Origin of the sequence: Algoriphagus kandeliae (genome assembly GCF_004571135.1) — a bacterium.
GTDB lineage: Bacteria > Bacteroidota > Bacteroidia > Cytophagales > Cyclobacteriaceae > Algoriphagus > Algoriphagus kandeliae.
This window is the reverse complement of record NZ_SPSB01000001.1, coordinates 223,824-242,258: the sequence shown is the minus strand read 5'-3', so window position 1 is coordinate 242,258 and position 18,435 is coordinate 223,824. Positions and strand designations below refer to the sequence as shown.

The following is an 18,435-nucleotide window of genomic DNA, read 5'->3' as shown; positions in this document are numbered from 1 at the left end:
TAGTCGCCGGCAAAGCTTCCCCCCACATCCCAACGCTCACCTCGCTGCCGCGACTTTCCCACCGCACAGAACTTAAGTTTTGTTTAAAAATTTGAATTACTGGTATTCAAAAAGCATAATGGATATAATTTTTAAACTACTCAAACCCTCTCTAAAATTTCTTCCCCTACTCCTTTCATGGATTTTGATTGGAATCCGAATTCCTCATTCAGTTCGTGAAATTTTTGAAGGATTTGCTCGAGTTCTTTCATACTGCTTTCGGGATTATGGCCGAAATTATGAGGATGCCACCACAGATGATAATATTCTCCATTTCTGGCAGCCCATTCCATCTCCCCCAATACGCGCTTGAGTCGAGCCTGATTAATTAAAGGAAGGCCTGGATTATAAGGTCTAAGAATTCTAGAAGCAGGAATGATTACAGGTTCATTCGGAAAATGTAAAATATCCTCTCTTTGAAAAGTTGTTCGCTCACCCGTAGGAATAAAGCAATCCGCAGAGCGGAACCATTTTTTACTCCAACTCTCATGTTGAGTCTCCTGCCAAAACCAATTTTTGGGATTTCCCCTTACAAATTCATAGCCCTCCTCCAAGCAAATCGGAAGGTATAATTCATTGATATGATTTCTTGGAAAAACAAGAGAACGAAGCTGTACCCCAAACTTCTCTGATGCGATCTTTTGAGTCGCCCGAAGATCACTGCGAAACTGATCAGGACTTTGCCCCCTTACTAAAGTGTAATAATGGGCATAGGAATGCGAGCCTAATTCCTGATAAGGGGTATACAAAATCGACTTTATCAAATCCGGTGCAAAATGAACCTCAGGCCGTATACCATGATTTTTTGCCCATTGATAGGCTGATAATTTTTTATCCCGATAAGAAGGCAAATGTTCGGGAGCATACTGTTCCCATTCCTCCTCATTTTCGGCAAAGAGCATTCCTACCGTAGCCCAAGTGACCGCTATTTCATTTTTGCCAAAAAGATCCAGCATTTTAGGGATTACCGTTCTGGTATTAGAAAAATACGCCGGACTGTAATTTGCCCCCACTTTGTCAAAAATCCCCCAAAGCAGTTCAAAGTCCAGTGAAATGGTAAAAGTTCCAGGCATGGTGTGGTATTACTTTAATTCTTGAAGATAAGAAAAAGAAGAATTACGAAGTACGATTTACGAAGCAAGGTTCTGTCTCTCGCAAAGGCGCAAAGGCGCAACGTTTTTTCCCACGAAGAAGGAAATCTTAATAAAGGAATTTAGAATGTTGAATGAGGAGTGATGAATATAGAGGGTATAATAGGCTGTTGCAGGGTCTAGCCTTTGTAAAATATGAAAGAAGGAACTACCCAGCCCAAAAAAACCCAGACTTTTTCTTAAAAAGGCTCCAGAGGAGCCAAAGATTTGTAGCCCCGGGTTTTAACCCGGGGTATATAGAGGATATTATTATTAGCGCTGGGGAAGGATTTTAGAATTGGAAACGAAAAGCTAGTCCCAGCAAGATGGAGACGATTTTTATGGTTGAAATAGGTATTCCTAGAATTACAAATCCTTTGATAAGACGTTCGGGATTTTTCTACCTCACCCCGACCCTCTCCTCAAGGAGAGGGAGATGGATCAGTGAACAAAAAAATTAAAAAATATTCTTTAGAGTCAAATTTTTGAGTAGCGGATAATCATTCATTAGCCCACGGTTTTAACCGTGGGAATTAGAGACACACGTACACCCAGCGGTGGCGAAGGATCATCGAAATGAAAACGAAAAATTAGTACCAGCAAGATGAAAACGATTTTATGTTGGTTGAGTTTTTCTGCGGATTACAAATCCTATGATAAGAGGTTCGGGATTGCAAATCCTGAACAGCAAGATGGCCGTGCGTGGTGACACGAACGGCGGCAAAAGCTCGGAAAATCTGAGAATATAACTCATACTTTTCAGTTCGTGGCAATTTTGGGAGAACTTCTCTTTTCAACCTACGCTTCAAATTGTAGGCCTTTTGCCAACAGATCAAGTCTTCAAAGCTATCTGACTTTTGCATGATTTTAAAAATTAAATAAAGGATTAAGATATTAGGGATTGAGGAAAGAGAGATTGAGGGATTAAGGGATAAGGGATTGGACTTTATTACCTTATCTCTTTTCTCTAATCCCTTTTCCCTACTCCCTATTCTCTTTTACCTATTCCCTAATCTCTTTTTCCTATTCCCTTCTCCCTATTCCCTTCTCCCTATTCCCTATTCTCTTTTCCCTTCTCTCTTTTCCCTATTATTCCCCACTCCCTACAATCCCCACGGCAACTTCCTCTCTTTCCCTTCTCTCCCGCTCGACGATGCGATTATAGATTTCTGCGCGCTTTTTGATTCGGTTTGTTTTTTCCCAATCCATAAAAGCCACAATCACAAAAAGCATGTAGTACATAATCTGGGACTTCTGACGGATGATAATGCCCAAATTCGACATCACAAAGGTCATGGAGATGGAAATAGACACAAAAACCACCGCCGACATCTTAACCATGGCAGGTGCAATGCTGATGTAATCAATAAAGCTCTTCTTAAAAATCTTAGAAAACATATAGATATATAGGGCATTTTCTAGGGAAACCACCAAGCCCAATGCATTCGGAGAATCCACAAAAAGTGGCCGAAACCAAAATGTAAAGAGCTTCATGGGCAAGCTATAAGAAGTCATATCCACGGCTGAACCGGCAGCCTGCAATCGCTGTGCATTCAATTCGGTCTCTTCTTCAAAGCTTTGCATTACATTATTAGGATCAAAACCTAGGTAAAGCAACAACTTATCATATACCAAAATACTGATTACAATACCTGCAGCAGCAGCTAGGTATTTCTGGTACATAGGAACCTTTTCCCTACCCAGAATAAAGCCTACTCCCATCCCAATCAAAACCGCAAATAGAATATGAGGACGAATCATATAACAGATAAATCCCCCCAAAACCATGTGAAAAATTCGTTTTCCAGGCCAAGAAAGACCATAGGTCAAAAAGGCCAAACCAGCAAAAATATAAGCCCCTTTACCCAAGGAGGCTGTCCAAAAGTGCATATTAGGCAAAAACATAAAAATGGTGATGGCATCCCAACCCTCAAACTTGGGATTAAAGCGAAGGTTTTCCTTCATAAAACAATAAAAGTAGACAAAGCCCCAGAAACCCACCCAAGTGGAAAAGAACATCATCATATCGTAATTGAATCCCAACCACTTTGCAAATGGATAATTAACCCATTCAATAAAAAGCGTCCCCGGTTCGAAGGCATCAAACCAATTTCTATAATGTTCATAGCTTCGGAAATACATGACCGAATCCGATCGATTGAACTGGGAATAAGTCCAATAAACCAATCCAAAAAACATATGATACCAATACATTTGGTTCAATAATCCAGCCTTCAACCATTTATGCTCCTTTTGGAGGTTATTCAAAATGGGTTGAGAGACGAAAAAAAGAAAGATGACTAGAAGGACTGCGCCAAGCACTTTTTAGAGTTTAAAACTATTGTAGTTTAAAGTTAAGAGAAGATTCGAATTAGGAAAAGATCAGGGTTAAACGGTTCTAGGTTTTGGGTTGTAGGTTTTGGGTTGAGGAGTTGAGGAACTGTGGAATTGAGGAACTGATGAATTGACGAATTGATTAATTGTTGTTCAGGGTTCAGCGTTCAATGTTTAGTGTTATTTGTATTATGACCTGTGACTTTATAAAATGAGTGAAAGGGGAATAGGTTGTGAACGTCATTGCGAGGAGCCTTTAATCTAGGGTAGTAATCAAGATTATTTATGCGACGAAGCAATCTCAAAATTAAATCATTGATGGCCAATAATGATTGATTCCTTTTTTGGTCATTTGGATGACAACCAGCAATGATTAAGAGGACCTAGTTTTTGTCTAATAAAGACTTATAAAACTGCTCGAATTGGAGGGTGACTTGAGGGAGGGAGTAGTGGGTGGTTACAAGCTGATGGGCTTGGTCGAGGATTTTTTGTTTGGATTCTTCACCTAGTGTTAATACATCTTGAATGGATTGAATGAAAGCTTGGGAGTCCCTTGGAGGAATGCACCAACCGGTTTCCCCATTTTTTAAAATTTTAGGAATTCCTCCTACTCCGTAGGCTATAACAGGAATTCTATGATACATGGCTTCTAAAAGTACTGAAGGTAACCCTTCAATTAGACTGGGAAGTATTAGGATTGAATTTTTAGAAAGATGAGAGAACGGATTGGAAAGTGCTCCTAAGAGCTCAATTGATTTGATTAACCCTCTTTTTTGGATTTCCTCTTTTATCTGGGGGAAAAGTGGTCCATCTCCTATTAGTTTTAACTTGGCATCAGGAAATCTCTCTTTTATTTCCTCAAAAATACTTAGCAGACCTTGATGATTCTTTTCAAAAGTAAAACCTCCAATATGAACCAATTCCATTGGCCCATTTTTTTGACTTTTTATTGATATTTCAGGAATTTGAATACCAATAGGAAGAACTCCCAAAGTAGGCTTTTTCAATAAAAAAGTTGCATTCAAATCATTTTGAGAGGCTTCACACACTGATGCAATCCCATCCACCTGATTCAACAAAAATTCATTGAATTTCTTTACTCCGATACTTTGGATATAGGTGCTCATGAGGGATGCATTTCGAAAAATGACGGGTGTCTTCCATCCAAAAAGCATTTTAGATAAAACGGTGAATTTTAAGGTATCGGCAGCATTTGCTTGAATCAAGTCTGGTGACTCTTTTTTTACTAATTCCCCAAATTTTTTCCATGCTGACCAATCCCAAAATCTTCTATTGAGGGGTCTGTTTAAGTGAATTTGTTTTCCCGAAAAGGGAAGCTCAGCAGAACCTTCAAAAATTGATATTAAGACTACATCATGACCCAACTTTTGTAATTCTTCGGAGAGTAAAGCAGTAAAAAGTTCTACCCCCCGAGCTTGGGGTCGCTGAATTACCTGAAAGATTTTCATCTTCTAAAAAAGGAATCTGAGAAAATCCACTTGCTGGTAAAGTTAAACGTATGTGTACCCAAAGCTGCTTCCTCAGGTTCCAAAATTCGGACGGTTTTCTCCAAATATAATTTCAAGGTCAATTCTATAATCTCCTGAATTTTAATCCGGTGGCCATACCTTTTTCCGGAATCCTGAGCAGGCCTATATAATTTTCCTTCCCATTCAAAAATCCTTCCAGCCGGGCGAGAGGAGCAAACATCAGAAACAATCGGATTTTGCTCATGAGCTTCCCATTGGGGCTTTAGTAAAGATCTTGAAAAGTATGCATTGAGTTCTACAAAAGGTGAAGCTCCGGGATGAGGTTTTTGATTTACAAACAGCCAATATCCCCCATCCCTCTTGATTATTGTGGGATCGTAAGCTTCTCCCTGAAAAAATAAACCCAGTTTTTTCCAGGTAAAAGGAAAACCCACTGCTTCATAAATAAATAGATTTTCCACCTCACCGGATTCTGGAATCAGATAAAAAGAACCGTTTTCTTCCCAAATAAAAGGATAGGATAAATGCCAATTTTCTTCCAATGCAACTCTTCTATCTATCAAAGATTTTCCATCCCATTTTCCAACGCCTATTCTGCCTTTATTCTTTTTAGCTTCAAATTCTTCATAGAAGACCCAGGTATCTTCCCCTTTTTCAACTGGAAAAGGATCAGCCCAAAAATCTCCTTTCTTATGATCTATTTTTGGAGGTAAAACCGCTTTATAGTCAAAGTTTAGTTCAAGAGGTTTTTGGGAAGGCTTTCGAGCAGCAACTTTTATTTCCCAAAAAGGCTTTTTGGAATTTTCTTGATTCTTTCTTAAAGAATTTCGTTTCCATAAATCAAACCATAGCCCCAGCATTTCTAAGGTTTTTGGAGGAGAAAGAATAGGACCCTTTTCTTTTAGAGAAATTTCTTTTTTCTCGAGGTTCTTCTTCAAAGATTCTAGCCCCTCAAGGTTAATTTGCTTTAAAACTCTTGCAATAAAATAACTGGATTTCCAGAAGACCTTATTTGCATTTCGCTGCACAGACAGCGGATCTGTTTGGGACCAGGATTGATAGAGAATAAGTCCATCATCCAATTTTTCATTTAACTTTTGAAGTACAACCCCTGTTGTCTCCTCCTGCTTCATCACTTCCCAAAAACAGGGAGGGCCTCCTCGGAAACGGCTAGGATCTCCATGATGATAGGACCAAACTCCCAAGGGAGCAAGGTCTAAAATTTCTCCTTTGAGAATTCGAAAACCAAAGCGAATAATCAGATCAGGCTGATAGGATTTGATTTTTGCTAAAGTTTCGGAATTGAAATAATCTGAATACTTTTTTTGAATTGGCTTGACCTTTAATTCAGGAACTTCCCAATGGGGGATTGATTTCAAGTTTTTCTTAGCAAAGGCATCCGGTTGCTTTAGGAACAATTTTCGGTCAGCCCATCGATACAAGCGATATATAAAGGGAGATTTTTTACCGCTGGGTTTGGGGCTTTCATTTACCACTGCCAAAACAATTTGAGTACGCTCCACTTTCATAGTTTGATAAATCGCTTCCCATACCCAGGCGGAAACCTCTAATGAATCCAATAAAAGAACTATTCTAAGCATTTAGATTCTACTATTTTTTGGCAAGACTCAGTAGAGTCTCTTCATACTGTTTCGCTATTTTTTCAATATCAAAGCGTTTGACAGCTTGATTTCTTGCCTCTTGTCCCAATTGATACATGAATTCCGGGGTTTCAATAGCGAATATCATTTTATCTTCTAGGGCTTTATTATCGCAAACCGGAAAAATCAAAGCAGATTTATTGGATTCCACCGCCTCCAAATTCATAGGAATATCCGAAGCAATAATAGGAATCCCTGCCATCATCGCTTCCACCAAAGCACCGGAGAAGCCTTCGTACCAAGATGGGAAGAGGAAGCAGTGGGCTTTTTTGGGTTGTAGGTTGTAAGTTTTACGTTGTACGTTGTCGGAGGAAATCTTAGAATTGGAAGTCACATTTTCATTTTCCCTCTGCTTGTGGCAATAAGGTTCACTTAGGTGAAACCCATGAATTAAAACATCAATCGGATTGGAAATTTTACCAGGGAGAAAGACTGAGTTTTGGAGGTCAAGTTTTTGGATCAAACTTTCCAATTCTTGACGGTATGGTCCTTCACCAAATACGGTCAAAGTGCAATCTGGATATTTATTTAGAACCGCAGCAAATGCCTGAATAGCATCCTGAAAGCCTTTGCGCTCAAGAAGACGACCGTAGGAGATGAAGTTTCGGATCGGTTCGTCATCGCGAGGAACGAAGCGATCTTCCCCCTTCTTTTGAGATTGCCTGCCTGCCGGCAAGGCAGGCTTCGGTCGTTCCTCGCTCCCGCCACAGCGGGCAGGCGCAATGACGTCATCCGTCACTGCGATCCTAACCTTGTCGGTAGAAGCAGTCTTTCTGAAGTCCTTTTCTTCCTCTAGTGCTTTATCCCTATTATCTATTCCCTTATCTCCATTCCCTTTTCCCCTTTCTCCCTTACTGTCCCATACCAATTCAGGAATCATTCTACCACGGTAAACTACTGTAATCTTTTTTCTATCAATCCCCAAAGTCTTAACATGTGAATCAATCAAAGCCTGAGCATTAGAAATCCAGTGAAAGGGAATCCCTGAAGTCAGGCGATCTAACCAATAAACGACCCGATGTTTCCAGCCCTGCTTATCTTTCCATGCTAATGGTGCATAACTGTCATTGACCAAGGTTCCAACTAGTGGGGTATTTGTGAACCAACAGGCAAATCGACTCATGATATCTGCCCGCCATAAGGAGGAAACAACCAAATCAGGTTTCTCTTTTCGAATAAGCTGAATTAATCTCCAAGTTCCTTTTAGTAAATGATATCGCTCAGGGATATTCAAAAAAAAGAGCCGGATTCCGGCTCTCTCATATACTTCTTTTAACTCATGATGAGGATAAAAATAGACCACGGACACCTCCAAATCAGAACTAAATCGAGAAATTAATTCAAAATTACTTCGCTCAGTACCGGCGTTTATTAAGGCGTCTTGTGTGAAGAGAGTCTTCAAAACTCCACCCTTTTAAAGTAATTTTTATTTGCAGTCCCTAAGGGGTTTGAAATAGTCTTTAGAAACTTAAGTTTTCTTAAAATACGAACTCCCATTTTTGCTAAAAAATTGGGTAATAATTGAGACATTCCTTTTTTATCTTTTGGCGAAAAAGAATTTGTATTCCACATGATGTTTTGATAATCAGACTGTTGAGGAAAAGAGGAAAAAATTGATTTGATTTCGGTTCGTTGCGCAATATAAAAAAGAAATGTTTCCTCGGAATTGGAAAGACTGACCCTACTTTTAACATCAACCGGATCTATCACCTCATAAATTGGACTATTTGACCTTGGAAAAAATAGCCACATTGTTTTTAATTCAAATCCATTTTCTTTTGAAAACACTCTATAAAACAACTCGGGACTAAATTGATAGAAACCATGGCCAAAAAAATTATTTGATGGTGTAACTCCAATCATGTGCCCACCTTCCTTTACCATTTCCATACAATTCTTTATGGCTTGAGGAAAATTAAAAATATGCTCAAGCGACCCAGAATCAATAAGTAAGGAATAATTTTCTTTTAAGTCTTGGGGAATGGGTAAATTCATATCCCATATTCTTGTAGCGCCTTCATAATTTGATGCATCAAAAGTATCAATGGAAACGGCACCTAGAGAATTTAAAAATCCTTCAGAATATCTGTTTTTTCGACTAATTATATTTTCTAGATCCTCTTCTTTATATCCATAACTTTTGAACAAATTTTCAAATTCTATAAAAGATCCATTCAAGGTCTGTCTACCAATTGTGGCTACCTTTGAAAAATCCACTCCAAGCTTTTTGGCCTGAATGAGAAGTTCGGTTGTTTTTATATTAAATCCCATAGATTATAGCTTTATGGTCTTTCCCATAATTCCTTTCTTATAGTGGTAAAAAGCTAAAAAAATCAACCTGAAATTTTTTAATCCATAGCCTAAACCAAATCGAAAACCATAAATAGATTTTAATAACCATTTTTGGATTAATCGTTTTTTCATGGATGCTAAGGTCAGAGAGTCAGAGATGTATAAGAGATTTCTTAAGCTATAATATTCCCTATTAAGGTTTACTTTTTTCTGATAGTTGGGTCTTTTAAAATTTGTCCTATCATGAAATCTCCTTGCATTTAAAAACAATTTGCAATCCACAAAAATTTTATATCCTTTACTTTGAACTTTTGTACAAAAGTCTAGGTCTTCAAAACCAAAAAATAAATTGGGATTGGGCGAAATTCCTTCTCTTGCAACTTTTCCACTGACAAGCATACACATTCCTCCTGCAACATAATCAACCTCTAGAGTTTCTTTTTTTTCAAGCAAACGAGTTTGAATCCGTTTAATCACTCCTTTTTTTCTATCAAAAAATTGACCCACTGAACCCAAAATACCTGCAAATGGTTTATCATAACTTATTCTAAGTAGCTGATCAAAATAATCTTGACAAAATGGTGGGTCATTATCATCCCCCCAATATATCCAATCGAGATTTTCATTTGCGCATAAAGCTAGCCCTTTTGCAGCTGCTCCTGCTGGACCAGCATTATAATCCATTCTATAGTATTTAATTCTATCATCCGCTAATGAGGCAATAGCATGATCTGTTTCTAGGTTTTCAGAATTATCAATAACCCAAAGTATTTCTGGTGGATATGTCTGAGATAAGATTTTATCAATAGTTTGCAGAAGAATTTCTGGACGATTGTAGGTGATTATAAAGCCTCCAAACTTCATTTTAGCCAACTTTTTCTGAATAAAGCCTAATGACTAAGAAAGGGAATAGAGAAATAAAAAACCTTACTAGAGTTGATAATTTAAAAGGTTTATATGTGTAAGCTATCCAAAGATTTTTTCTTGCTTCCTTATATCGCCTAAAGCGCAATTGATTAACACCGATGACTTGATGATACAGATGCTTGGTATGATTGGACAAAGTCTCTTTATGCTTTTCAAGGATGATAAGATTAGAATCTATTGAATTTTGAAGATTTTTACTCCCCCCATTATTGGAATCGTGATATGTAAAGCCAATTATTGCAAGCTCCTTAATAATTAAGTTGGAAAGACTAATTCTATGGAAGAGTTCAGTGTTTTCACCGAAATTCAAACTTTCATCAAAACCACCTAATGTTAAAAAAACTACTCTTTTAAAAGCAAATGAACCAGAAAGATTGGGAATATATTTTTCTCCTTTTCTAATAAACGTTTTTGATTTACCATTTTGGAAAACCCAATTAAAACCCCATAATACTACATGGATGTTTTCTGACGTTGATTGAATTAATTCAAAAAAAAGCGAGCTATCTAGCTCATCATCTGAATCCAAAAAAATTAACCAATATCCATTTGCTTTTGAAGCACCTAAATTACGAGCAACACTTACCCCACTATTTTCCTGAAAGAAATAGCTAATTCTAAAGTCTTCCAGAAATGACTTAGCTATTTTTCCTGAATTATCGGAACTTCCATCATCGACCAGAATTAATTCCCAATCAGTAAAAGATTGAGAAATCACCGAGTTTACTGCTCTTTCTAGGTTTTTTTCAGAGTTAAAAAATGGAATGATTACCGAAATCTTAGGACTCATTTAGGATATTTAAAAATTGTTGATCCCAATCTTTAAGAGAAAATTGACTCCTTATTTTTTCCCAAGAAGCTTCATCCCAAGGCTCATTTATGAGTTCTGAAATTTTAGTTAGCCATTCTTTAGGGTTATTTGCTAGTTTTATCTCTCCAGAACTAATCCAATTTTCAAATCCCCTAGCTCCAAAATTGGTAGAAATAACTTTTCTACCCATTATTAGTGCTTCGGCTAATTTCACGTTGCTTCCCCCTCCAGAAAAAATTGGAACAATACATATTGCATGGTTTTTATAAATACTATGAATATTTGGAACATTGATCTCCAGCTTTACATCAGTTGATTCATCGAATAATAATTTGAGTTCACTCTTAGGTTTTACAGAAGAAATGATTGTTAACTTAATATTCGGAATTTCTTCTTTGAGAATTGGCCAAACCTTTTCTAAAAACCATTGAATACCTCTTGCATTAGGTTCATAACTTAATTTCCCAACAAATAGTAAATTTCTAGATCTTGGAGGAGGTAACTCCTGGAATCCTGAAATAAGAATTTGGAAAGGAAGATTTGGAAGTACATGCCCACGTCTATTTTGATTTTTTACCCATATTAATTGCTTTGACTTTAGAAGAATTCTTTTGTAAAAAAATCTATTCAGAATAAAGATTTGACCATATCTAATTTTTTTCCAAAAACTAGTCTGGGAAGAAATCTTTGTTTTCATGAACTCGTAATAATCATCGTCTACATCTAAATAAAAATTGCAATTGCTTGGTAAATCCCTTGCAGAACTGGCATATCTACAGAAAATTTTATCATATGATTTACTCTTTAAAAAATCTTTAAACAACTTCCTATTCGATTTACTAGGAAGAAGAGATAGCCCAATTATTTTTTCCAACCTTGACTCTTTTGAAGTAGGTAAATAAAAGAAATGAAGATTTGGTTTTAATTCATTTTCATTTAATCTACTTATTTCCTGTCTTGAAGCGCCTAAAATCAAAAAATCTACTTCGTAGGCTATCAAAGCCGCATTTAACAAGGCCAATGTTCTTTGCCTTTTTCCATCTCTAGGCGGAAATGGGCTTGATGGTGAAATAAATAGCAATTTTGGCTTCAATACCACCCAATTCTATTTAACCCTGCACCAAATACTTTTCCAAATCGAATATGATTAAGCGTCTTCAATTGAGGAGCAAAGACCATTTTGCTAAGCTTGGAACATTCAGTTTCAGAATAGCCTAAATCTTTGAAAAAATTTATTAGACAAGGGAAAGTCTCATCAAGCAGTTTTTCAATTTTTCCACGTTCAAAAAAATATGCCCATGAAAGGTAGGAGCTTAATCCTTTCCAATCTTCGACTTTTAATTTCCAATTCCATCTTTCTTTTTCTTTTTGATACCACTCCACCGCCTCCAATACTTTTCCTTGATGAAGCATAACACCAAGCATACTTATCAGGTGATTTTTTTGGATAGTAGAATAATCCAAATCAAAGTTTTGATTATAGGGAGCATTCTCAGATACACGAGGATCTTTTTTCCCAGCTCTAAGACTGACTTCTAATAATGACTCATACATTACTCTAGGGTTGCGACTCATACTATTGGGAACATAGCGATAGGCTACCAAAGTCTCGGAAATTGAGTTAATCCTAGCCCCCATTTTACCTGCCCGAATCCAATAATCCCAATCCTCACAGCTCTTCAATGAAGTATCAAAACCTCCTATGCTTTCTGCAAAATCCCTTTTTATTAAAATGGAATGGCAAGGACCGATATTTTGAGTTAATACATTGGGATAGATTAAAACATCTCTACTTGGATTGTGGGCATGATACTTTCTGCCCTCGGGATGATCCCAATAAGCATAACCACATCTCAAGAGTTTGCTTAGAGGGTTATCCTTTAAAAATTTTGAATAGGTATTCAAACATTCCGGATAAAGCCAATCATCCGCATCCAAGAAAAGTAGATATTCGCCCTTTGCAGCTGCCATTCCTGTATTTCGAGCCGCGGATAAGCCTTTATTTTCTTGGTAAATATATTTTACTCTCGATTCACTTTGAATCAACTCTTTTGCAAGCTCCTCAGTATCATCCGTGCTTCCATCATTTACTAAAATGGCTTCCCAATTTTGAAAACCTTGGCAAAAAATTGATTCAAAACAGTCATTCAAATATTTTGAATGATTATAGCATGGAATAATGATCGAGAACTGAATATTATGGTAATCCAAATGTCCCTCCTAGAACTTCTTTATAGTTATCCAATCTTTTAACACCAAATTCTTCCAAGGCAATCATCTGATATTCGTTTCCTCGCTTTCTCAGAGCTTTGTATAATTCCGAATTTGGAGTCCATTGGTCATGAATTACTCCACATTTTCTGGTAGTACCCACCTTGAGTCCAGCTAACTTAGCGCGAATAAAAAAATTCTGATGCTCCCCTCCTTTTAGAAGAGGATTCCAGCCCCCAAAAGCTTTGACTTTCTCGGTTCTAGCCAAAAAGAAATTATGTGTTAAATCACAGACCGTTATAGGATCTTGATATGGCACAGAGAATAAAGAAATCTTTTTCTCTTCAATCTTGAGACCCGCATGGTATTCATAAATTTGATAACTGGGTAGTGACCAGTTAAACTGGTTGAGAAAATTGTTCAACTTAAGCAAGTAATTGCCTATTCGGGTTTTCTTATTATGCTGTCTAAATACACCACCCAAAATATCAAGATTATAATAATTCAGTAATCTAAGCATTAGAGGAACCCTTGTCCGCTTATCAAAGACAAAATCATCATCGCAAAGCAAAAAATAGGGAGTTTCAACCAACTTTAGCATTTCATTTCTTCCCTCTGCCGTACCTGTGTCATAGGGAAGCTCCAAATAATGAATTTGAAGGTTAGGAAATTTAGCTATCACAGATTTTCCATAAGGCACCTTACTATCATCTGCTATCAATATCGGACCTTGAAAACCATATTTTTGGATTGATAAAAGAAGTTGGATTAAATGAGCTTCACGTTCAAGTGTTTTGATCAAAATAGAGACATCCTTAATTGAAGAAAGCTGAAAATTTGAAGCCTTTTCAAAGGGAGCTAAATCAACTATTCGCATTAATTTTGAATTAAGCTTTTTATCCAACGTTTTAATGGATGCACTTTTAATTGCCTTTCTAAAAATGCAATTCTCTTTTCATAAATCTGATTCTTTGCATCATACAATTCCGGATGAACCAAGGAAAGAGAAGAGCTTTTAAACTTAGCAGCTAATTCATGAGACTCTTTGACTACCAAAAATATATTTTGTTTATACCAAAAATCAATTTGTGGATTATCCCAAATTATAGGACGAATAATGTCCAAAAAAACAAAACCATGCTTTGAAAATTTTTCTACCCAATAGACAGGCCATTGTTCATTCAAATGGTTTTGGCCTCCTTGACCCGGAATGGCTGCTGAAAAAAGAATCACATTTGAATGTTTAACAAGAGAATTTATCAAAACATTGGACGAAGATTCTGATAAATGTTCAGCTACTTCAAGGCATAAAATAAGATCAAATTGACGATTCAAATTAAATTCAAAATTTAAATCGAATCCTCGAAAAGATTCCTCATTTATCAAGAGAAGGTCTCTATTTACATATTCTCCATCAATTCCTAAAATATCTAAAACACCTAAGTTAGAACTAGATTTTAACCATGTACCAATACCACAACCAACATCTAATATTGATTTTGGCTTAAAAATTTCAAACAAAATAGGAAGGATAGTATTAGGAGAATTAAGGTTATGAATATCAGATGTATGTATATAATTCATTTATTTCAATTTATCCTCAAAAGCTTACCTTCTAAATAATCAATTACAGATATATCATTAAATTTTCTTGCAAATAAGGCTGGAGATTTTAGCAAATCATCAACATCAGATTTATCAAGGTATTCAGGATTGGCTTTTCTTTCTTTCCATTTAGCGAAACGTAATGAATCATTAATCCAAGTTTGAGGATTATGAATGATCCAAAACAAAGTGTGTGGTAAAATTTCTTCACTACTTAAACAAATCTTTAACCTTTGCCTTAGAAGAAAATTGCCCTTAAATCCTATTAATAATTTCTCAACTGTATCTCGACTTAAATTAAACCAATTTACTCCCACATAAATATTTCTTGGAATACTAAATTTTAAAAAATCGTATTTTATTTGGAGTTTTTTAAAACGATAAAAGAAACTGAACTTAATTTTTTCTAAAAAATTCGAAGGAGACCGTTTTGGAATATGAACAAATCTAAATCTATTTTTAAAATTAATTAACCTAGAATCATTAAGGGCTTCTGACAAAGGGATAACATTAAAAAAATCATTTAAAATGTTTTCTTTGACAAATTCATGTAAATATTCTTTTGATTTTATAGGAAAATCTTCTCCACTTATTAGAAAAAAATATTTTTTTCCGTCATTAAAAGCTTTTTCAAGTAAAGAAAAAGTGGCTAAAGTTACATTATACTCCCCCCAACTACAGGGTAACTGATTTATTAAAGGCCTAAATTCTCCTTTGATGTCAGAAAGTTTAAAATCAGCTGTCTTGTCCAAGTGAATATAAACCTCAAACAATGAATTTTCGAAAAAGGAAATAATACGTTCAAGCTGATTTTTACTTTTATGAGAGATTATTAAAATAGCGTAAGGCTTATTGTACATTAAATTTTCGAAACTTTTAATGAATGATGTTTTTTTGTAGCCCGAAATAGAAAGCTAAGTGAAATTCTTTTATTTATTTTATTAAATAAAAAAGAGATAAAACCAAACAATAAAATGAAAACACCTTCAAATAAGGAAATTGTTCTAAATTGAATAGGGGCGATAAGATATGAAAATAAAGGATATGGACTTTGCTTATTATCTATATTTAACCTATAAATATCCCAGACTCTTCTATAACAATACCAGTTAAAATAAAAATTTAAAACATCACCATTACAAAGATATCTTAACGCTTTGAAATGAATACTAATTTGGGATTTATTTATTAAAAAATCGTTAATCATATCAGATTTATATCCTAAATGATCCAAAGTAATAGATCTCCATTCCCAGTCATTAATAAAATTTAGCTCAAATCTACCAAGATTAATTAAATATATAGAATAGTAGATATCTTGAAAATAAGTTAATTCTGGGATCCAACTTAATTTATTTTTAACCAAAAAACTTCTTTTTATGATCATACTAGGTCCACTCCAAACCGCTCTTAGCATTAGAAAATCATGTATGATATCCTTCTTTCTATTTTTTTTTTCTTTATTATAAAACTTAGACTCTTGAATGAAAACTGAAAAATCTATCTCTGGATTTGAAATATAATTCAACCTTTCCTTTAAAAAAGAATTATACATCAAATCATCACTATCGAACCATTGAATAAATTCTCCTTTTGATAATTCAAAAGCAAAATTTCTACAAACATTTCCACCTTTAGGTAAATGACCAGGTCTTCGATAGATTTTAAACCTTGAATCCTTTTCAGCATAATTCTCCAGAATCTCCCAAGAATTATCAGTACTATGATCATCCACAATAATACATTCCCAATCGGTATAAGTCTGAGCAAGAACTGAATCCAAAGTTTCTTGAATGTAAGGAGCTTTGTTATAGTTGGGAATGAGAATTGAGACTTGCGGCTTTTTTAAATCCACAATTATGAAGGAGATGTGTAATAATCTTGGTTTGATGAAAACCTTGAATATCTATAATACTTTTGAATAGTCATCCTATTTCCAAGTTCAGAAATAATAAAATCCGAGATAACCTTTTCATCGAACCTGTCAGTATCATCTAGGTATATTATAGCATCCTTGGAAAGTCTATCTTTCACAAAGGGAATGAAACCGAACCTAGAAAATTTACTTGATGAACCTTTGGGAGCATCGACAATGACCATGTCATATTTTTCTTTTGTAACGGGGTGATCTGAGGGAATACCAAACCATATTCCTTTTCCTTGAAAAGATAGAGGATTGTTTTCAATTAAAGGAATACAATAAAAATCTACTTCCTTACTTTGGCTTTTTAGCAAATTTTGCCAAGAATTGTCATCATCTAAGCTTATCAATTTGGTTTCCAGCTTTTGCTTTTTGATGAAATTACCTATTATCAAAGTTGAAAGCCCTGACCCAAATTCCAAAATAATTTTGGGCTTATAAATTACTATGTCATTAATTATATGCTGAATAGTTTGAAATGATATAGAATAACTAGTCTCAAAAAGAAACCCATCTGGTAAATATGGTTTTAGAATTTCAATTGCCTTTAGTTCCCTATATTTAAAATCTGCCTTTTGAATTTGTTTTTCACTTTCATTTTTTATCAGAAATGCTATTTTGTCAATCCCAAAAAGTTTGTCTCTAATTTTAGCTAAAAAACTCCTCATTGTATTATTTCAAAAGGGTAAATGATATTTGTTTGTCCTGGAGGAATCTGTAAGCCATTCGAGAAATATTTAGAGTTCTCAACCTTAAAAGTTGTTACTGCTGGTAGCCAATGTGACACCTCTATTCCATCATGAATATAAACTGTAAGCACATACTCATCAGGCACCAAAGGGCAATTTGGAACTTTGAACACAAGCTTTCCTGACCTTAAATCTAATTGATTTTCGACTTTAGTACTCAGCCATAAAAGACGCTGACCTAACTGATTGTCTATTCTAAGATCTACTCTTTCTCCTCGATTAAAAATATTCTCATTAAGTTCTAAATTCAAAGTAATAAATAAATCGAGACCAGAGCAAACCGGAACTTGTTGATTTAAATCGCTTGAAAAAAAAACACTTTTTAAGGATATTTTTCGGCTTCCCTCCCCTAAAACATCACCATTTTTTAATTCAAAAAAATTATCAGGACTTCCAGCGCCTAAATATCTCTTTATAATTTTATCAGTTGGGCCAGTAACAACAATTTTTCCATTTTCTAGCATAATAGTAGAAGAGCATAGGGTTTGAACCGCACTCATACTATGACTCACAAAGAGAACTGTCCTACCCTGATTCTTACTTACATCCTCCATCTTTCCCAAGCACTTTTTCTGGAACTCATAATCTCCCACTGCCAATACTTCGTCAATAATCAGAATCTCTGGATCTAAATGAGCGGCTACTGAAAACCCTAGGCGAACTTTCATGCCAGAAGAATAAAACTTGACAGGTGTATCAATGAATTTTTCTATTCCTGAGAAATCAATAATCTCCTCAAGTTTTGAATCAATTTCCCGACGTGTCATACCAAGAATGGTCCCATTCATATAGATATTCTCTCTTCCGGAAAGTTCGGGATGAAATCCTGTCCCCACTTCCAATAAGGATGCTACTCTACCATGGATTTCGATCTTTCCTGAAGTGGGTTCGGTGATTTGGGACAAAATTTTTAGTAAAGTGGACTTACCCGCACCGTTCTTTCCTATTATCCCTAAGACTTCTCCTTCTTTTACTTCAAATGAAACATCTTTCAAAGCCCAAAAAACTGATTCATCTTCTTGGTCAAATCGACTCAGTTTCCGGAGTTTCTTTAAGTTTTCCCAAGGGGACCGAATAACTTGTGAAATTTGACCTGCAAGGGTTTCAGCTTGCTTTTCTTTAAGGCCAAGACGGTAGCGTTTGGAGAGGTTTTGGACTTTGATTACAGGTTTACTCATTGGTTACAGAAAGACTCTTCATAGTATCTCTTTTTTGTAGTAATTTTGAAAAATCTTTTATTCTAAGGAACAAGGTTCTTATTTAAT

Annotated in this window: 17 protein-coding genes; all 17 read right to left on the bottom strand. The window is 35.6% G+C overall.

Annotated elements, in window-relative coordinates:
• Positions 1 to 140: 140 nt before the first annotated feature.
• The 17 genes from E4S40_RS01035 to E4S40_RS00955 all read right to left on the bottom strand — a co-directional run bounded on the left by E4S40_RS01035 (position 141) and on the right by E4S40_RS00955 (position 18,348).
• Positions 141 to 1,112 (bottom strand): polysaccharide deacetylase family protein, encoded by a 972-nt coding sequence (locus E4S40_RS01035; protein WP_135069567.1) that lies wholly within the window; start codon positions 1,110 to 1,112, stop codon positions 141 to 143.
• A 647-nt stretch (positions 1,113 to 1,759) separates the two neighbouring features.
• Complete coding sequence (locus tag E4S40_RS01030; protein ID WP_135069564.1) at positions 1,760 to 2,032, bottom strand: four helix bundle protein; 273 nt, start codon at positions 2,030 to 2,032, stop codon at positions 1,760 to 1,762.
• A 226-nt stretch (positions 2,033 to 2,258) separates the two neighbouring features.
• A complete protein-coding gene (locus tag E4S40_RS01025; protein ID WP_237563098.1) occupies positions 2,259 to 3,437 on the bottom strand; it encodes a hypothetical protein in 1,179 nt (392 codons plus the stop codon).
• A 449-nt stretch (positions 3,438 to 3,886) separates the two neighbouring features.
• Positions 3,887 to 4,972: a glycosyltransferase family 4 protein gene (locus E4S40_RS01020; protein ID WP_135069558.1), complete on the bottom strand. Its 1,086-nt coding sequence runs from the start codon at positions 4,970 to 4,972 to the stop codon at positions 3,887 to 3,889.
• Positions 4,969 to 6,594, bottom strand: coding sequence for a glucosamine inositolphosphorylceramide transferase family protein (locus tag E4S40_RS01015; protein ID WP_135069555.1), 1,626 nt, complete (start codon positions 6,592 to 6,594; stop codon positions 4,969 to 4,971). Before E4S40_RS01015 ends, E4S40_RS01020 begins: the two co-directional genes overlap by 4 nt.
• 10 nt (positions 6,595 to 6,604) lie before the next feature.
• On the bottom strand, positions 6,605 to 8,056 hold the full coding sequence (locus E4S40_RS01010) for a glycosyltransferase family 4 protein (RefSeq protein ID WP_135069552.1): 1,452 nt from the start codon (positions 8,054 to 8,056) through the stop codon (positions 6,605 to 6,607).
• On the bottom strand, positions 8,053 to 8,925 hold the full coding sequence (locus E4S40_RS01005; RefSeq protein ID WP_135069549.1) for a methyltransferase domain-containing protein: 873 nt from the start codon (positions 8,923 to 8,925) through the stop codon (positions 8,053 to 8,055). The genes E4S40_RS01010 and E4S40_RS01005 overlap by 4 nt, the downstream gene beginning before the upstream one ends.
• Positions 8,926 to 8,928: 3 nt before the next feature.
• The gene (locus tag E4S40_RS01000) at positions 8,929 to 9,810 is read right to left on the bottom strand and encodes a glycosyltransferase family 2 protein (protein ID WP_135069546.1); all 882 of its coding nucleotides are present in this window, start codon (positions 9,808 to 9,810) and stop codon (positions 8,929 to 8,931) included.
• A 1-nt stretch (position 9,811) separates the two neighbouring features.
• Complete coding sequence (locus tag E4S40_RS00995) at positions 9,812 to 10,663, bottom strand: glycosyltransferase family 2 protein (protein ID WP_135069543.1); 852 nt, start codon at positions 10,661 to 10,663, stop codon at positions 9,812 to 9,814.
• Positions 10,653 to 11,777 (bottom strand): glycosyltransferase family 4 protein, encoded by a 1,125-nt coding sequence (locus E4S40_RS00990; RefSeq protein WP_135069540.1) that lies wholly within the window; start codon positions 11,775 to 11,777, stop codon positions 10,653 to 10,655. The genes E4S40_RS00995 and E4S40_RS00990 overlap by 11 nt, the downstream gene beginning before the upstream one ends.
• Complete coding sequence (locus E4S40_RS00985; RefSeq protein ID WP_135069537.1) at positions 11,774 to 12,895, bottom strand: glycosyltransferase family 2 protein; 1,122 nt, start codon at positions 12,893 to 12,895, stop codon at positions 11,774 to 11,776. The genes E4S40_RS00990 and E4S40_RS00985 overlap by 4 nt, the downstream gene beginning before the upstream one ends.
• Positions 12,882 to 13,772 (bottom strand): glycosyltransferase family 2 protein, encoded by an 891-nt coding sequence (locus E4S40_RS00980; protein ID WP_135069534.1) that lies wholly within the window; start codon positions 13,770 to 13,772, stop codon positions 12,882 to 12,884. The genes E4S40_RS00985 and E4S40_RS00980 overlap by 14 nt, the downstream gene beginning before the upstream one ends.
• Positions 13,772 to 14,479, bottom strand: coding sequence for a methyltransferase domain-containing protein (locus tag E4S40_RS00975; RefSeq protein WP_135069531.1), 708 nt, complete (start codon positions 14,477 to 14,479; stop codon positions 13,772 to 13,774). Before E4S40_RS00975 ends, E4S40_RS00980 begins: the two co-directional genes overlap by 1 nt.
• 5 nt (positions 14,480 to 14,484) lie before the next feature.
• Entirely contained in the window at positions 14,485 to 15,360 is an 876-nt protein-coding gene (locus E4S40_RS00970; protein WP_135069528.1) for a beta-1,6-N-acetylglucosaminyltransferase, read from the bottom strand.
• Complete coding sequence (locus E4S40_RS00965; RefSeq protein WP_161971746.1) at positions 15,360 to 16,355, bottom strand: glycosyltransferase family 2 protein; 996 nt, start codon at positions 16,353 to 16,355, stop codon at positions 15,360 to 15,362. The genes E4S40_RS00970 and E4S40_RS00965 overlap by 1 nt, the downstream gene beginning before the upstream one ends.
• A gap of 2 nt (positions 16,356 to 16,357) precedes the next feature.
• Positions 16,358 to 17,089 (bottom strand): hypothetical protein, encoded by a 732-nt coding sequence (locus E4S40_RS00960; RefSeq protein ID WP_135069522.1) that lies wholly within the window; start codon positions 17,087 to 17,089, stop codon positions 16,358 to 16,360.
• Complete coding sequence (locus E4S40_RS00955; RefSeq protein ID WP_135069519.1) at positions 17,086 to 18,348, bottom strand: ABC transporter ATP-binding protein; 1,263 nt, start codon at positions 18,346 to 18,348, stop codon at positions 17,086 to 17,088. The genes E4S40_RS00960 and E4S40_RS00955 overlap by 4 nt, the downstream gene beginning before the upstream one ends.
• Positions 18,349 to 18,435 lie beyond the last annotated feature (87 nt).